The sequence below is a fragment of the Sphingobacterium bambusae genome, assembly GCF_033955345.1.
Lineage (GTDB): Bacteria > Bacteroidota > Bacteroidia > Sphingobacteriales > Sphingobacteriaceae > Sphingobacterium > Sphingobacterium bambusae.
This window is the reverse complement of record NZ_CP138332.1, coordinates 3655146-3669478: the sequence shown is the minus strand read 5'-3', so window position 1 is coordinate 3669478 and position 14333 is coordinate 3655146. Positions and strand designations below refer to the sequence as shown.

Here is a 14333-nt window from a genome sequence, read left to right as displayed (position 1 = left end):
TTACTTTTTCCACAGGGCGAAGCGATCTCCGGTATAGCCGGGGAACAGCTTATCAGCGTCCTGCAGCTGCAAATGGTCATGCGCCACCCCAGCAAACACCGCGCGAAAATCGGTCGTGACGGGGAGATCTCGACCGTCCTCCAAGTTTTCGGTAGCTAACACAGGCACATCACCATACACCTTTCCTCCGTCCACATAATTTCCCAATATAAAATTGCAAGAGGCCCTACCATGATCCGTTCCTTTGGTACCATTCTGATGAACCGTCCGTCCGAACTCGGTCATTGTCATCAGCACAACCTCATCCTGATACCCGTCCATATCCTCCCAAAAGGAAGCAATAGACTGCGCTAGGTCTTCGGCATTACGCGCGAAGGAACCGTTTGGTCCTCCTTGGTTGTAATGGGTATCCCATCCATTTGACTCTGTAAAGGCAACCTCTAATCCTACATCCAACTTGATCAATTGTGCGACCTGCTTAAGGGATTTACCTAGGTTGCTGACGGGGTAACGTACATTTTTTGCAGGCGTGTAGTTTTTCACCACATCGCTCTGCAACAGTTTCATCGCTTCAAAGCTCTCCTTGCTGGTTTCCCTTAGCAGACTACTTGAAGTCTCTTCATACAGTTCTTCAAAACTCTTAGCCGTTCCGCGAAGCGATGCTCGCTCCTGCACTTTAAAATTCTTTAGATCTTGGATGGCCAATGCATTATTCTGCCCATAAAAAGACCGTGGTAACGAAGGTGTCATGCTTACCGCAGAAAAGGGCGTTATCGCCTCATGGCCCAACAGGCCAACGGCACGGTTCAACCATCCGCTGGTTGTATTTTTTTCAAATGGCGTTCCCGATTCCATATAATCCTGCGCATCGAAATGTGATCGCGTTGTATTAGGCGAACCGATACCATGCACAATGGCCAACCGTTCTTCTCGAAACAGACGTTCCAAAGGACTTAAGCTCGAGTGTAGCGAAAAACGGCCGTCCAAATCGATACTTGCCCCTTTTCCCTGCACAAGGCTTGGCCCCACATAGAGATCAGGCCGAGCGGCTTGTAGGTATTTATCATCAAAAGGCGTCACGGCCATAAGGCCATCCATAGCACCACGTTGGAAAATACAAACCAACACCTTGCGCTTGCTATACAAGCTGGCACGCTTGTGTTCAGCAACGACATCTGCCAGAAAGGATGGAATACCGCCTAATAGGCCAACGCCAAAAAGACCGATGCCCGAAGATTTTAAAAATGCTCTACGTGTTACCATGTACCTTATAGTTAGCGGCGTTGAAATTCTGGCGATCCTATAATCAATCCCAGCACCTGCGCCAATTCTTCCTGTGTTCCCTTATTCTTGCGTTGCCCTTTACTGCCATCTGCCGCAGCATCGTTCAGCTTTCGCCCTACGCGCGCTTGCAGGTTATCCACTGTAAGGAGGGGCTCCAAGCGTTCCAGCAAACGTTCGGTATCAACGGCCGGCAACATATTGTTGCTGTATTTTTTCAGTGCATCGCGCATGCTTTCCGGCTCGCGGAAAGATAGTGGAGCAAGCAGATCTATGGAAACTCCGGTAGATTTCTCATTAGCAAAGTTTAATCCGAAGTTCATTCTATTTAATAAAGATCCGCTATTGATCCAGTAAGCGGCATAATCGGGGAAGCCTGTAGGAGCAATATAGTAGAACTTCTTCTCGCCCATGCGCGAAACCCAATTATTAAATTTAACCGGATCATTGATATCACCACGTAGAGATCGTGCGGCGCTGACAGCCAACTCAAAAGGTGTTTTAACTTTTGTACGCTGCACATCCCTGTCCCAAAATTCACGCGCATTTACCATCGTCACGAGAACTTCGGCTATATTCCCTTTGGTATCGAGAAAACGCTTGGCCATTTTGTCAACAAGTACAGTCGAAGGCGTATCGGCAACAAAGCGAATAGCTAGCTTCCTGCTGATAAACTGAGCTGTGGCCTCCTGCTCGCTGAGCAAAGCCAGCAGCTGAAGTCCCTCATCGTAGCCTTGATTCGAGAAATGCTGTCCGAGCACGGTTTTCGTACCACGGTCGTGCGTAGCCGCTTTAAAGAGAAAATCACCGTTTTCTCTACGTCCGCCAGCCTTAGCCTTTTGATTGCCCTTGCGATTGGGCTCGGCCATCGGTTTTACCGTCCAGCCCGTTAAGACGCGGGCTACTTCGGTCACATCCTGTTGCGTGTATCCGCCGTCGACACCTAAAGTATGTAACTCCAAAAGCTCCCGTGCATAATTTTCATTCAGCCCTTTCCTGCCGTTCTTTGTAGCGGCAACGCTTGTCGCATTATCCAAGTAGTACAGCATCGCTGGCGATTGTGCCGTAGCGGTCAAGAGATCCAAGAACTGGCCAAATACGTTGGGACGAATTACCGCAGCTTCGTAATTGGGGATAAATGTAGTACACTCTCCCTTTGAAAAAGATACATTGAAATGATTGAACCAAAAATCGGTCATCAGCTCTCTAAGCTGATTCGGGCTATATACGGCGCGAACCACCTTCGCCGACACAAACTGATCAATAAGTTCCTTCTCCCTCTTATACCCTTTACTGGCCATGTACTCGGCCAGCAAAGCCGAATTTCCAGCTACACCTACCGAATCCTTACTCCAAACGCCTTCCTCGATTGCTTGCCTACGAACACGAAATGCTTTTGGATACAAGCTGTAAAGTTCTTGGTTGCTTTTCAACACGTCTTTAAAAGCATCCAAGCGTCGTGCCAAGGTTGTATCGCTTTCAGATCCTGCTAGTTGCTCGGCAAACCATTTCTCCAAGCCCATTTCCATGGTCTCTTTCACGTCGGCGGCGTTGTATCCATAGCTGAATCTGCTTAAGAGATGTACTGCAGCTTCCTCTTTCGTCAATCCCTCTTTCGCATAAGGGAAAGATAGCTTCGCCGCGCGCTGTGCCAGTGCCAATTGGTGCAGTAAACTAAGTACGAGGCTTAGGCATAAAAATATGGTATGACGGATGTTCATTTCTTACCTGATCATATGGTATATCAACGTAAAGGTAAGCGATATAGTTTCTGCCGTATATTATTTTTATGTAAAGGCACAAAAAAGCCCCGGCTGAATCAGTCGGGGCTATATAGCTGTTTCTGCTTATTATTGCATATCGAAAAGATGCTTCTCGGCATGGTACGAAGAACGCACCAATGGTCCAGATTCCACATATTTGAAGCCCATACGCAAGCCTATTTCCTTATATTTTTCAAATTGCGCCGGCGTGATCCACTCTACCACCGGGTGATGTGCCTTTGTAGGCTGTAAATATTGTCCTATCGTCAGAATATGAACGCCCGCATCATATAAATCCTGCATAGCTTCGATGACATCCTCCTCAGTTTCCCCAAAACCAAGCATAATACCCGATTTTGTGCGCAGACCTGCTGCGGAGATACGACGCAAACATTCCAATGAACGATCATATTTCGCTTGGATACGCACCTCGCGGGTCAAACGACGAACGGTCTCCAAATTGTGCGACACCACTTCTGGACGAACCGCGATCACGCGATCCAAATTATCCCATTGTCCCTTGAAATCGGGAATAAGGGTTTCCAACGTTGTTTCTGGACTTTCACGACGTATCGCGTTGATTGTTTCGGCCCAAATGGTAGAACCGCCATCCTTCAAATCGTCACGATCCACGGAAGTGATCACGCAATGTTTTACCTGCATCAACTTCACCGAATTAGCGACACGATTAGGCTCATCCATATCAACAGCTTTGGGACGCCCTGTAGCCACCGCACAAAACGAGCAGGAGCGTGTACATATATTACCCAAAATCATAAAGGTCGCCGTACCAGCCCCCCAACATTCGCCCATATTCGGGCAATTGCCGCTCTCGCAAATGGTGTGCAGTTTATGCTCATCCACGAGATTCCTTACATGACGATACTCTTTACCCACAGGTAATTTTACACGTAACCAATCTGGCTTGCGTTGCGTTTCCGTTACTGGAATTACAGGAAGTTCAATCATGCTACAAAGTTAATCATTATTCTGCTAAAAAAACGATATCTCGATTGTAGTTACAATATCATATTACACAGTCCGTGCAAAACTCTGTGGATAGCGATAGAAAATATTTTGTGATATTTGTAGCATCAAACTAATACGAGAACTAGACATGCGAATTATCCCACTACTTGTTTTGATCTTACTGTATCCTCTGCTTAGCGAAGCACAGAAAAGTCACTTGAATTTAATCCCAAAACCGGACAAAGTGACCTATGGTGAGGGCAGTTTTCAAATCGCCCCTAACGTTGCACTGTACAGCACCGAAACTTTTGCAGAGGCCAGTGCCCTCCTAAAAGAGTATCCGCAATTGCAAACAGCACCGCTAGAGATCGTCAAGAAAGTAAACAAAAAATACCAACACGGCATCCGTCTTTTCCCTGCAGAGCAGGTAGATAAAATACCGGCCAACGGCTTTCGTTTGCAGATCGATGCATCAGGGATTCTAATCAAGGCCAATGAGCCTCAGGCGATGATTCATGGACTCTACACGCTTATTCAGATGGGCATGCTGCAAAACAATCCGCTGGAGTTACCGCAGCTTACGATTGATGACAAACCTCGTTTCAACTATCGTGGTTTGCATCTAGACGTATCCCGTCATTTTATGCCGCTATCCTTCGTTAAAAAATATATCGACATCATGGCGCTTTACAAATTCAACCATTTCCATTGGCATATCACCGACGGAGCGGGATGGCGTCTAGAGATCAAACAATACCCCGAGTTGACACAAAAAGCTGCTTGGCGCAACTACAGCAACTGGAAAGCATGGATGAACAACGGACGTCAATATGTGGAGCAGGGCACGCCAAATGCTAGTGGAGGCTTCTACACACAGGCCGAAGCCCGTGAATTGGTAGCTTATGCCGCACAAAAAGGGATCACTGTAATTCCGGAAATCGAAATGCCCGGACATTCGGAAGAAGTGCTGGCAGTATACCCACAACTCGCTTGCTCCGGTGCGCCATACACCCAAGGAGAATTTTGTGTAGGCAATGAAGAAACCTTTACGTTCTTAAAAAATGTTTTGGATGAAGTGCTCGCTATCTTCCCTTCGGAATACATACATATCGGTGGGGATGAAGCGGAGAAGAAACATTGGAAGACCTGCCCAAAATGCCAAGCCCTAAGGGAGCAAAAGGGACTGAAAGACGAAGATGAGCTGCAGAGTTATGCCATCCAGCAGATGGATGAATACCTACAGTCCAAAGGTAGAAAATTGATTGGATGGGATGAGATACTAGAAGGCGGCCTAACAAAAGGAGCAACCGTGATGAGTTGGCGCGGCGAAGAAGGTGGCATCAAAGCTGCTTCGATGGGACACGACGTCATTATGACGCCCGGCAGCTATCTCTACTTCGACAGTTACCAAACCGACCCTAGAACGCAACCGGAAGCTATCGGCGGATATTTGACACTAGATAAGGTATATGCTTACAATCCTGTTCCAAAAGAACTAGATGCTGATAAAGCTAAGCACATCCGAGGGGCACAAGCCAATGTATGGACGGAGTACATGCCTACCTACCAACATGTGGAATATATGACTTTTCCGCGCGCACTAGCTCTGGCCGAGGTAAACTGGACAAGCCAAGAAACTAGAAACTGGCTGGACTTTAAAGAACGCTTGCAGCAACATTACAAACTCTTGCAACAATTGGATGTGAACTATTATCGTCCTTCGTACAATGTCGTTTCGGAAATTATCTTCAATAAGGAACGGCTAAGTAATACCTTGATGCTGACGGCAGAGCAACTGGTTCCTAATATATACTACACGACGGATGGGACGGAGCCATCACACCGATCCACACCGTTCACCAACCCTATTGAATTTACCACAACAACCCTCATCAAGGCGGCTTCTTTTATCGACTCGGCCAGAGTGAGCCCCGTTGAAGAAATAAAACTGGACATCCATAAGGCTATAGGCAAGAAGGTATTCTACAACAATAGTTGGGATGGCTATCCAGCGGAAAAGGAATTGACCTTGACCAACGGTGTCGTTGGCGGATTAAGCTATCATGATGGACAGTGGCAGGGATTTACCAAGAACTTCGATGCCTACATTGACTTTGAGCGCCGCGAAGAGATAAAATCCGTGGCCATGCGTTTTATGCAAATACCAGGTCCCGGCGTATTCTTCCCTGGCGAGTTTCAAGTATTCCTTTCCGACAATGGCAAGAATTACCGTGAAGTGGGTACCTTGAAAAATTTGGAAGACGGCAAAGATCCTAGTTTAAAGTTTAAAACTTTCGAGATAAAACTCGAAAAACCTCAAATGGCACGATACATCAAGATTGTTGCCAGTAATGTCCAAAAAGGATTCTTGTTTACCGATGAAATTGTAGTCTATTAAAGACATAAAAAAAGCAGCTCAACAAAAGGAGCTGCTTTTTTTATGTTGTTGAACGTGGCAACTAGAACGTATAACGCGCCGTGATACCGCCGTTAGCGTAGAAATTATTGTAATATCCAGCGCCGTTAACCACATGGATTGTTGGGCGGATATCTGCAGAAAATGCAAATGGTGCATTTTTCAATTTGTAATCCACACCGCCTGTAGGGTAAATACCTACGTTAAAGCCTTTTACCTCATCGAAATCAGAAAACGTATTAGACAAGGCTAAACCGCCACCTACGAACCACTTGAATCCTTGGATATTTCCAATAGGAAAGTGATGTTGGTAAGTACCCGAGAAAGATACATTAGTGAAATTATCTCCCACAAATCTATCTGTATCAAATCCAGCATTAAACTCCAATGCTCCAGGCTGAGTAATAAACGTCTTAAAAGAAACACCTACCATATCGTAATAACCGCTTCCTAAGCGAATACCAATTGAGTTTTTGTAATCTTGGGCGAAGGCACCTACAGTAAAGAATAGCGCTACAAGAGCTAAGATGGATTTTTTCATAAATTTTAATTTGAAATGAATAACAAAGTTTAATTAATGTAATTGTAAACGAATCAATATGCACAAATCGTCCCGGTGAAACAACCTATTATGCTACGGTCTGGTATTTGAGCGCAAAACATGAAACATAAATCGTGCCGTAAAGTTTCAAAAAAGACATACACTTTAATAAAAATAATGTAACTTTGCACTCCGACAACGCAGTCGGAATACCCTCTCTAAAAAGGCACGTTTCGTTGCTCTGTCCAGCACAACAGATTGAAAGTTAATTTTTTGAAGAAGAAAAATAATGCCTAGAAACACCTCCATTAACTCCGTTTTAATCATTGGTTCGGGACCAATTGTCATCGGTCAAGCCTGTGAATTTGATTATTCAGGATCGCAAGCTGCGCTTTCGCTTAAGGAAGAAGGCATCACCGTATCCATCATCAATTCGAACCCTGCGACGATTATGACCGATAAGGTTATTGCAGACCATGTTTATTTGTTGCCGCTTACCTGCGAAAGTATCGAGAAGATACTTCAGGAACAACAGATCGACGCCGTTTTACCTACCATGGGTGGACAGACAGCTTTGAACCTTTGTATTGAAGCCTCTAACCTTGGTCTTTGGGAAAAATACGATGTAAAAGTAATCGGTGTAGACGTTGCGGCGATCGAGAAAACAGAAAACAGAGAGGAATTCCGTCAACTCATGATTGACATCGGCGTCGGTGTTGCGCCATCAAAAATTGCGAACTCCTTTTTGGAAGGTAAAGAAGCGGCACAACAAATCGGTTTCCCACTGGTTATCCGTCCTTCATATACCTTAGCCGGTACGGGTGGTGGCTTCGTACACAGAAAGGAAGATTTTGACGCAGCCCTTAACCGCGGTCTTCATGCTTCACCTACACATGAGGTGCTTGTAGAGCAAGCCGTATTGGGATGGAAAGAGTTTGAATTGGAATTGTTGCGCGACACCAATGACAATGTGATCATCATCTGTACGATTGAAAACTTTGACCCCATGGGTATCCATACTGGAGACTCCATTACCGTTGCGCCGGGAATGACTTTGAGCGACAAATGTTATCAAGATATGCGTAATCAAGCGATCCGCATGATGCGCTCGATCGGCAACTTCGCTGGTGGATGTAATGTACAGTTCTCCGTGAACCCAGAAAACGAAGATATTATTGCCATCGAGATCAATCCTCGTGTATCCCGCTCATCAGCCTTAGCATCGAAAGCAACAGGTTATCCTATTGCTAAGATTGCCGCTAAATTGGCGATCGGCTATAACTTGGATGAATTACAGAACCAGATCACGAAGACCACTTCTGCTTACTTCGAGCCTACACTTGACTATGTCATCGTGAAGATCCCTCGTTTCAATTTCGACAAGTTCAAAGGTGCCAATAAAGAATTGGGCCTACAGATGAAAGCTGTTGGCGAGGTGATGTCTATTGGACGTACTTTTATCGAAGCATTACAGAAAGCTTGTCAGTCGCTAGAGACCAACCGTTGGGGTCTTGGTGCTGATGGCCGTCAGTTACGCAACTTGGAAGAAATCATGGACAGCTTGGAGCATCCTAGCGGCGACCGTATCTTCCACATTAAAGATGCCTTCGAACTTGGTGTGCCATTGGAGTCTATCCGCAAAGTTACGCGTATCGACAAATGGTTCTTAGTACAGATCCAAGAACTTGTTCACTTGGAAACAGAGCTTCGCCGTTACCAGTTGAACAACATACCTCGCGATTTCTTCCTGACATTGAAACAAAAAGGATATTCAGATGCGCAAATATCTTGGTTGCTAGGTAATGTATCTGAAGACGATGTGTATGCTCGTCGTAAAGAGCTAGGCATTAACCGCGTCTATAAAATGGTGGACACTTGTGCTGCAGAATTTTCAGCACAGACACCTTACTACTACTCTACTTTCGAAGAGGAGAACGAGTCCATCGTTTCTGATAAGAAAAAAATCGTTGTTTTGGGATCCGGTCCTAACCGTATCGGTCAAGGTATTGAATTTGATTACTCTTGTGTGCACGGATTAATTGCTGCCAAAGAATCTGGATTCGAAGCAATCATGATCAACTGTAATCCGGAGACCGTATCAACCGACTTCAACATGGCGGATAAGCTGTACTTTGAGCCTGTATTTTGGGAACATGTACGCGAGATCATCGAAATGGAGAAGCCAGAAGGTGTTATCGTGCAGCTTGGTGGCCAAACAGCCTTGAAAATGGCGGAACGTTTGGAAGCCCTCGGCGTGAAAATTATCGGTACATCTTTTGAAAATATGGACTTGGCAGAGGATCGCGGTCGCTTTTCTGATCTATTAAAAGAGCTAGAGATTCCTTATCCTAAATATGGTGTGGCCACTTCTGCAGAAGAAGCATTGAAAGTAGCAAATCAGGTAGGGTACCCTGTACTCGTTCGTCCTTCCTACGTTCTTGGTGGACAAGGCATGAGTATCGTCATCAACGATGAAGATTTAGAAAAAGCGGTTGTTAATCTATTGAAGAACCTTCCTGGAAACCAAATCTTGATTGACCACTTCTTAGATCGCGCGGAAGAAGCGGAATCCGATTCTATCTGTGATGGAGAAGATGTGCATATCATTGGTATGATGGAGCATATCGAGCCTGCAGGTATACACTCTGGAGACTCATCTGCAGTATTGCCTCCATTTAGTTTGTCGGATGCCGTGCAGCAAAAAATGGAAGAATATTCCATTAAATTAGCCAAAGCACTTAACGTGAAGGGATTGCTTAACATCCAATTTGCTGTAAAAGGTGAAAATGTTTATGTGATCGAGGCCAATCCACGCGCGTCACGTACAGTTCCTTTCATCGCAAAAGCTTACGACGTGCCTTACATCAATATCGCTACGAAAGTGATGTTGGGAGTGAACACATTGAAAGATTTCAAGATCGAGCGTAAATTGAATGGCTATGCAATCAAAGAACCGGTATTCTCCTTCTCTAAATTCCCTGAAGTAGATAAGACATTAGGGCCAGAGATGAAATCTACAGGTGAAGCTATCCGCTTTATCAAAGATCTTCAAGATCCGTTCTTCCGAGAGCTTTACAGCCAAAAATCGATGTTCTTGAACGCTCAATAACATCGTCAGTATAAAACTAAAAGAGCCCGCAACATCGCGGGCTCTTTTAGTTTATATCTTTTACACAACGGAAACCGACGTTGTTAGTCGGGCTATTGACCTCCCCTTTCCCCCGACTTCCGGCCTTATAACGTTCGCAATACTGATCGTTGCACAGGAAAGATCCACCGCGCTGAACACGTTTTACTGCGCCGGGCTCCTGTGGATCATAAGAATCTGCCGGGCCTTTCGGATTTTGCTGCCCGCGGTCAAGTGTATAGGCATCAGGCCGATAAAAGTCCACGCACCATTCCCACACGTTGCCTTCCATATCATATAAGCCCCAGGCATTCGCGGGGAAACTTCTCACTGGAGCCGTTCCTACGTAGCCATCCTCCTTGGTATTGCTCGTCGGAAATGTTCCCTGAAAAATATTGGCCAACCATTTTCCATCTTCTTTTTTATCATTCCCCCAATAGTACGTTTCATTGCTATGCCGCCCCGCTTTGGCGGCATATTCCCATTCCGCTTCCGTAGGCAATCGCTTGCCCGCCCATTTAGCATAAGCCGCCGCATCGGGATAGGCAATCTGCGTAACGGGAAACTGCTCGCGCCCTTTGATCGTGCTCGAAGGCCCCTCCGGATGTTGCCAATTTGCTCCCGGCACATAACTCCACCATTGCATCGGATCGCTCAATCCAGCAACCTCCTCCGGTGCTGCAAAAACAGCTGAACCGGGCACCAGTAGCTTGGGATCTACCCCCGGGAAATCTTTAGGATCTAGCGGCTGTTCCGCCACGGTCACATAACCCGTAGCCTCCACAAAGGCAGCAAACTGCGCGTTGGTCACTTCGTGTTCATCCATATAAAAAGAATCGAGTTGTACTTCATGTATAGGTTGTGCATCCTCGAAATTTAAAGAACCCATCTTAAATTTTCCCGAAGGAATAAGCACCATACCCCTTTCGTCGCTGCTCCCCGCTTTTATCAAAGAATCTTGCCGCATCGCGGCAAAACGCGAAGGAATCTGTCCGGTATGGCACATCGCCACGGAGTCTGCGGTCTGTGCTTGCTGCTGTTCACTCGCAGCTGAACCGCAAGCGGCATAGACTGCGCACAGCGCTACAGAAAGGTAAAATATTGCCTTCATAGGCTACAATATAACACTATTTTGTTGAAATGAAAATTAGCAGAAAACACGATGCCCCAGAAAATACGTTACATTTTCTGAGGCATCCAGATCGCTCAATCTATTGGTGATTTGCTTTACCGCGGATATTGCTATTCCACTTTAAGCTGGTTCTTTTGCTCTTTCGATACCTTCGGGCGTATGCCGGTGTTTCCACCACCGTTCAAGGTAAGATCGTGCGGCTTGTTGCTTTGCCAAGCGCCGTTGGTAAAATCAGGAATCGCTACCGTCTTACTGTTTTTAGCAACCGATTCGCAGCTCAAGGGAACGATTGCGCTCCAAGAAGCCCCGTCGTACACATCTTGATCCAGCGGCAGGCCGTTACGCAAGCAGTCGATCAGGCGCCAGTCCATCATAAAGTCCATACCGCCATGTCCGCCTACCTGCTTAGCCTGCTCCCCAATATATTTAATCAACTCCGGCGTATATTTGTCATACAGCGCCTTCAACTCATCTTCTTTAATAAAACTGTGGCCAAAGGCAATGCCCTCTTTCGGATACTTCTGCGCATAAGCTTTCGTTCCGCTGAGCAAGTGTATACGCGAATAGGGTCTTGGCGAGGTCACGTCGTGCTGCACCATCATTGTCTTGCCCTTTTCTGTCTTTATCAGTGTAGTGTCCATATTGCCGCGATATTTCTTACCTACAAACTCTTGAAAAAAAGAGTCTTGTGCAGCAAGCTCACTGGCTTTGTTGGCCATCATAAAATCATTGGATTGCATGGCCACCAAATGCGTCATTCGATCGCCGCGATTGATGTTAAGACATTGTGCTATAGGGCCGATACCGTGCGTCGGATATAGATTCCCGTTCATCTTGATATTCTCCCGCAGGCGCCACATGTTATCGTAACCATTCTTATCAAAGTTGAGCGACAGTAGGTCGTGGATATAAGCACCTTCTGCATGCACCAATTCTCCAAAAAGCCCTTGCCGCACCATGTTCAACGTCAACATCTCAAAAAAGTCATAACAACAGTTTTCCAACATCATGCAGTGTTTCTTGGTCTCTTCTGAAGTCTTGACAACGTCCCAACATTCTTTTAAGGTCAATCCTATAGGCACCTCACAAGCGGCGTGCGCACCGGCTTTCATGGCAGCGATTGCCATTGGAGCATGGTAGGGCCATGGTGTACAGATATACACAAGGTCGACCTCCACTTCTTTCAACAGTTGCTGCCAACCATCTTCACCTGAATAAGACTTAGCTTCCGCTAACCCTTTATTGGTCAATATACGTTGTGCTTTCGCCACCCGATCGGCATGCTTATCACACAAAGCTACAATGTCTGCACCTTCGATATAGGAAAGACGATCCACCGCTCCCGGGCCACGCATACCAAGACCAATTACCGCCACCCTCACCTTTTCTATTTTCGGTGCAGCATAGCCGCTCATGTTAAATCGAGCAGCCCCAGCAAAGGCATGGCTGTTAATCGTCGGCAACGTAATGGCTACACTGGACAAGAGCGACGCCTTCTTTAAAAATTCTCTTCTATTTGAATCCATAATCAGATAACTTTTCTAGCATATTAAAGGGGACGACCAGCGCCCCCCTTAAATCACCTATTTTAAAACAAACTAAACAGTCTATCCCAATAACCTATTTACGCGATGGAAATCGGCTTAACATGGTTATACATCAAGGTAATATCACCTTAATGACACAAGTATAATGCTATTCGGAGGTAAAAAAAAACGAAAACGCAAAGCAAACGTTTGCTCAATTTTTCGTTAACAGAAATGATACATAAATCGAGGGGCTCGACACGGTGCTATCATTAAAAATCAATCTGCCCAATCAATTCTTTCAGTTGAATTTCTGATAATTTAGCTTGCAGCTGTGCCGTATTAAAGCGAGAGATTGCAGCAATGAAATTCTCTTGAGCGTCACGGAACTCTACCGAACTAATGGAGCCGATGGTATATTTCGCCAAAGTGATCGTCAGATTTTGTCGAGCGATATCTTCATTTTTTTCTTCCAATTTCACCAATTCCAAATTGGTGAGATACGTTTCATAAGCGGTCTTTAGATTGGTATGTACCAAGAGCCGTTGCTGCTCGATCAACAAACTGGCATTGTCAATCTGAATTTTTGCAATCCGCTCGTTTCTACGTTGGTTGAAGCCGTCAAAAATATTGACAGAGGCCGTTACGCCATAATTAAAGCCTCTTGAATTCGATTGTGCTACGAAGCCCAAACTCGATTCCGATCGGGAAAAATTGTATCCCGTGTTCAGCCGTACGACGGGATATCGTCCTGCTTTTACGTTCTTCAAATCCAACTCTGCCAAGCGCTTGTTTAAAACGATAAGCTGCAAGTCCGGATTAAACTGATTGGCCTTGTCCAGCAGATCCGTATAAACTAGGGCACCATCGATATTCACCAAGGTATCCACCATAAAATCAATATCCAGCTCCCTTGCCAGTAAGCTGTTGAGCGAGGTCTTCAGGTTTTTTACCGTTTCCGCCTGTCTAAGGCGTGCCGAAACGTCCTCATTGAGGTTTACCTGCACATTCAGCACTTCTAGCTTGGCCGCCTTCCCTATCGAAAACCTGTTTTGTGCCGTCCGCAGGCGCTCATTAGAGATATGAATGCTGGAATCCAAGGCCGATAGCATATTCTGCTGTTCGAGAATCGTATAATACATCGTAATGACATCGCCTATGGTTGTCAGAACCGCTCGCTTCATCTCTAATTCGCCCTGCTTCTCCAGCTCTCGCAGCCGCTCCATGCGTGCAAACATGCCGAATCCGTCGAACACAGTCCATCCGATATTCACGCCGTAATTTAGACTGTTGTTTCGTGCATTATCCAAGGAACGCTCTTCGCCGTTATTCTGTATCTGATTTGAATTTTGAACACTATTATTTTGTGTCAGGTTTCCCGTAACGGTAGGCAACAGTCCTGCGTTGCCATATGTATTATTTTCCTTCGCTGCGCGTTGCACGTTTTGGGTTAGGCGTATGGCGTAGTTATTTTCCAAGGCAATTCCTACAGCATCGCGAACGGTCAGTAGATCCTGTGCAACAGCTACCGATAAGGAACAGCACATAAATGAAAGCAGCAGCAATATATTGTTCATG

9 protein-coding genes are annotated in these 14333 nt (G+C 45.7%); 2 read left to right on the top strand and 7 right to left on the bottom strand.

The features are described 5' to 3' along the window. The 3 genes from SCB77_RS15220 to lipA all read right to left on the bottom strand — a co-directional run bounded on the left by SCB77_RS15220 (position 1) and on the right by lipA (position 4013). Positions 1 to 1263, bottom strand: coding sequence for a DUF1501 domain-containing protein (locus tag SCB77_RS15220; protein WP_320182852.1), 1263 nt, complete (start codon positions 1261 to 1263; stop codon positions 1 to 3). 11 nt (positions 1264 to 1274) lie between these two features. After that, a complete protein-coding gene (locus SCB77_RS15215; protein WP_320182851.1) occupies positions 1275 to 3002 on the bottom strand; it encodes a DUF1800 domain-containing protein in 1728 nt (575 codons plus the stop codon). Between the two features lie 129 nt (positions 3003 to 3131). Beyond that, positions 3132 to 4013: a lipoyl synthase gene (gene lipA / locus SCB77_RS15210; protein WP_320182850.1), complete on the bottom strand. Its 882-nt coding sequence runs from the start codon at positions 4011 to 4013 to the stop codon at positions 3132 to 3134. Positions 4014 to 4161: 148 nt separating this feature from the next. Here lipA and SCB77_RS15205 point away from each other — a divergent pair, with 148 nt between their 5' ends. Continuing rightward, positions 4162 to 6411, top strand: a complete 2250-nt coding sequence (locus SCB77_RS15205; RefSeq protein ID WP_320182849.1) for a glycoside hydrolase family 20 protein — start codon at positions 4162 to 4164, stop codon at positions 6409 to 6411. A 61-nt stretch (positions 6412 to 6472) separates the two neighbouring features. Here the strand turns inward: SCB77_RS15205 and SCB77_RS15200 are convergent, their stop codons facing one another. Continuing rightward, positions 6473 to 6970: a hypothetical protein gene (locus tag SCB77_RS15200; protein ID WP_320182848.1), complete on the bottom strand. Its 498-nt coding sequence runs from the start codon at positions 6968 to 6970 to the stop codon at positions 6473 to 6475. Between the two features lie 289 nt (positions 6971 to 7259). Between SCB77_RS15200 and carB the strand changes: the two genes are divergently transcribed. Beyond that, on the top strand, positions 7260 to 10079 hold the full coding sequence (carB, locus tag SCB77_RS15195) for a carbamoyl-phosphate synthase large subunit (RefSeq protein ID WP_320182847.1): 2820 nt from the start codon (positions 7260 to 7262) through the stop codon (positions 10077 to 10079). Between the two features lie 46 nt (positions 10080 to 10125). Here the strand turns inward: carB and SCB77_RS15190 are convergent, their stop codons facing one another. The 3 genes from SCB77_RS15190 to SCB77_RS15180 form a co-directional block, all read right to left on the bottom strand. Further along, a complete protein-coding gene (locus SCB77_RS15190) occupies positions 10126 to 11208 on the bottom strand; it encodes a formylglycine-generating enzyme family protein (protein ID WP_320182846.1) in 1083 nt (360 codons plus the stop codon). Positions 11209 to 11339: 131 nt separating this feature from the next. After that, positions 11340 to 12755 (bottom strand): Gfo/Idh/MocA family protein, encoded by a 1416-nt coding sequence (locus SCB77_RS15185; protein ID WP_320182845.1) that lies wholly within the window; start codon positions 12753 to 12755, stop codon positions 11340 to 11342. Between the two features lie 272 nt (positions 12756 to 13027). Continuing rightward, positions 13028 to 14332, bottom strand: a complete 1305-nt coding sequence (locus SCB77_RS15180; RefSeq protein WP_320182844.1) for a TolC family protein — start codon at positions 14330 to 14332, stop codon at positions 13028 to 13030. Between the last annotated feature and the right edge of the window lies 1 nt (position 14333).

Bases quoted from the DNA above. Each gene is read 5' to 3' on its own strand.
- carB (WP_320182847.1), top strand. From the start codon at position 7,260: ATGCCTAGAAACACCTCCATTAACTCCGTTTTAATCATTGGTTCGGGA.
- SCB77_RS15220 (WP_320182852.1), bottom strand. From the start codon at position 1,263: ATGGTAACACGTAGAGCATTTTTAAAATCTTCGGGCATCGGTCTTTTT.
- SCB77_RS15190 (WP_320182846.1), bottom strand. From the start codon at position 11,208: ATGAAGGCAATATTTTACCTTTCTGTAGCGCTGTGCGCAGTCTATGCC.
- SCB77_RS15215 (WP_320182851.1), bottom strand. From the start codon at position 3,002: ATGAACATCCGTCATACCATATTTTTATGCCTAAGCCTCGTACTTAGT.
- SCB77_RS15205 (WP_320182849.1), top strand. From the start codon at position 4,162: ATGCGAATTATCCCACTACTTGTTTTGATCTTACTGTATCCTCTGCTT.
- SCB77_RS15185 (WP_320182845.1), bottom strand. From the start codon at position 12,755: ATGGATTCAAATAGAAGAGAATTTTTAAAGAAGGCGTCGCTCTTGTCC.
- lipA (WP_320182850.1), bottom strand. From the start codon at position 4,013: ATGATTGAACTTCCTGTAATTCCAGTAACGGAAACGCAACGCAAGCCA.
- SCB77_RS15200 (WP_320182848.1), bottom strand. From the start codon at position 6,970: ATGAAAAAATCCATCTTAGCTCTTGTAGCGCTATTCTTTACTGTAGGT.
- SCB77_RS15180 (WP_320182844.1), bottom strand. From the start codon at position 14,332: ATGAACAATATATTGCTGCTGCTTTCATTTATGTGCTGTTCCTTATCG.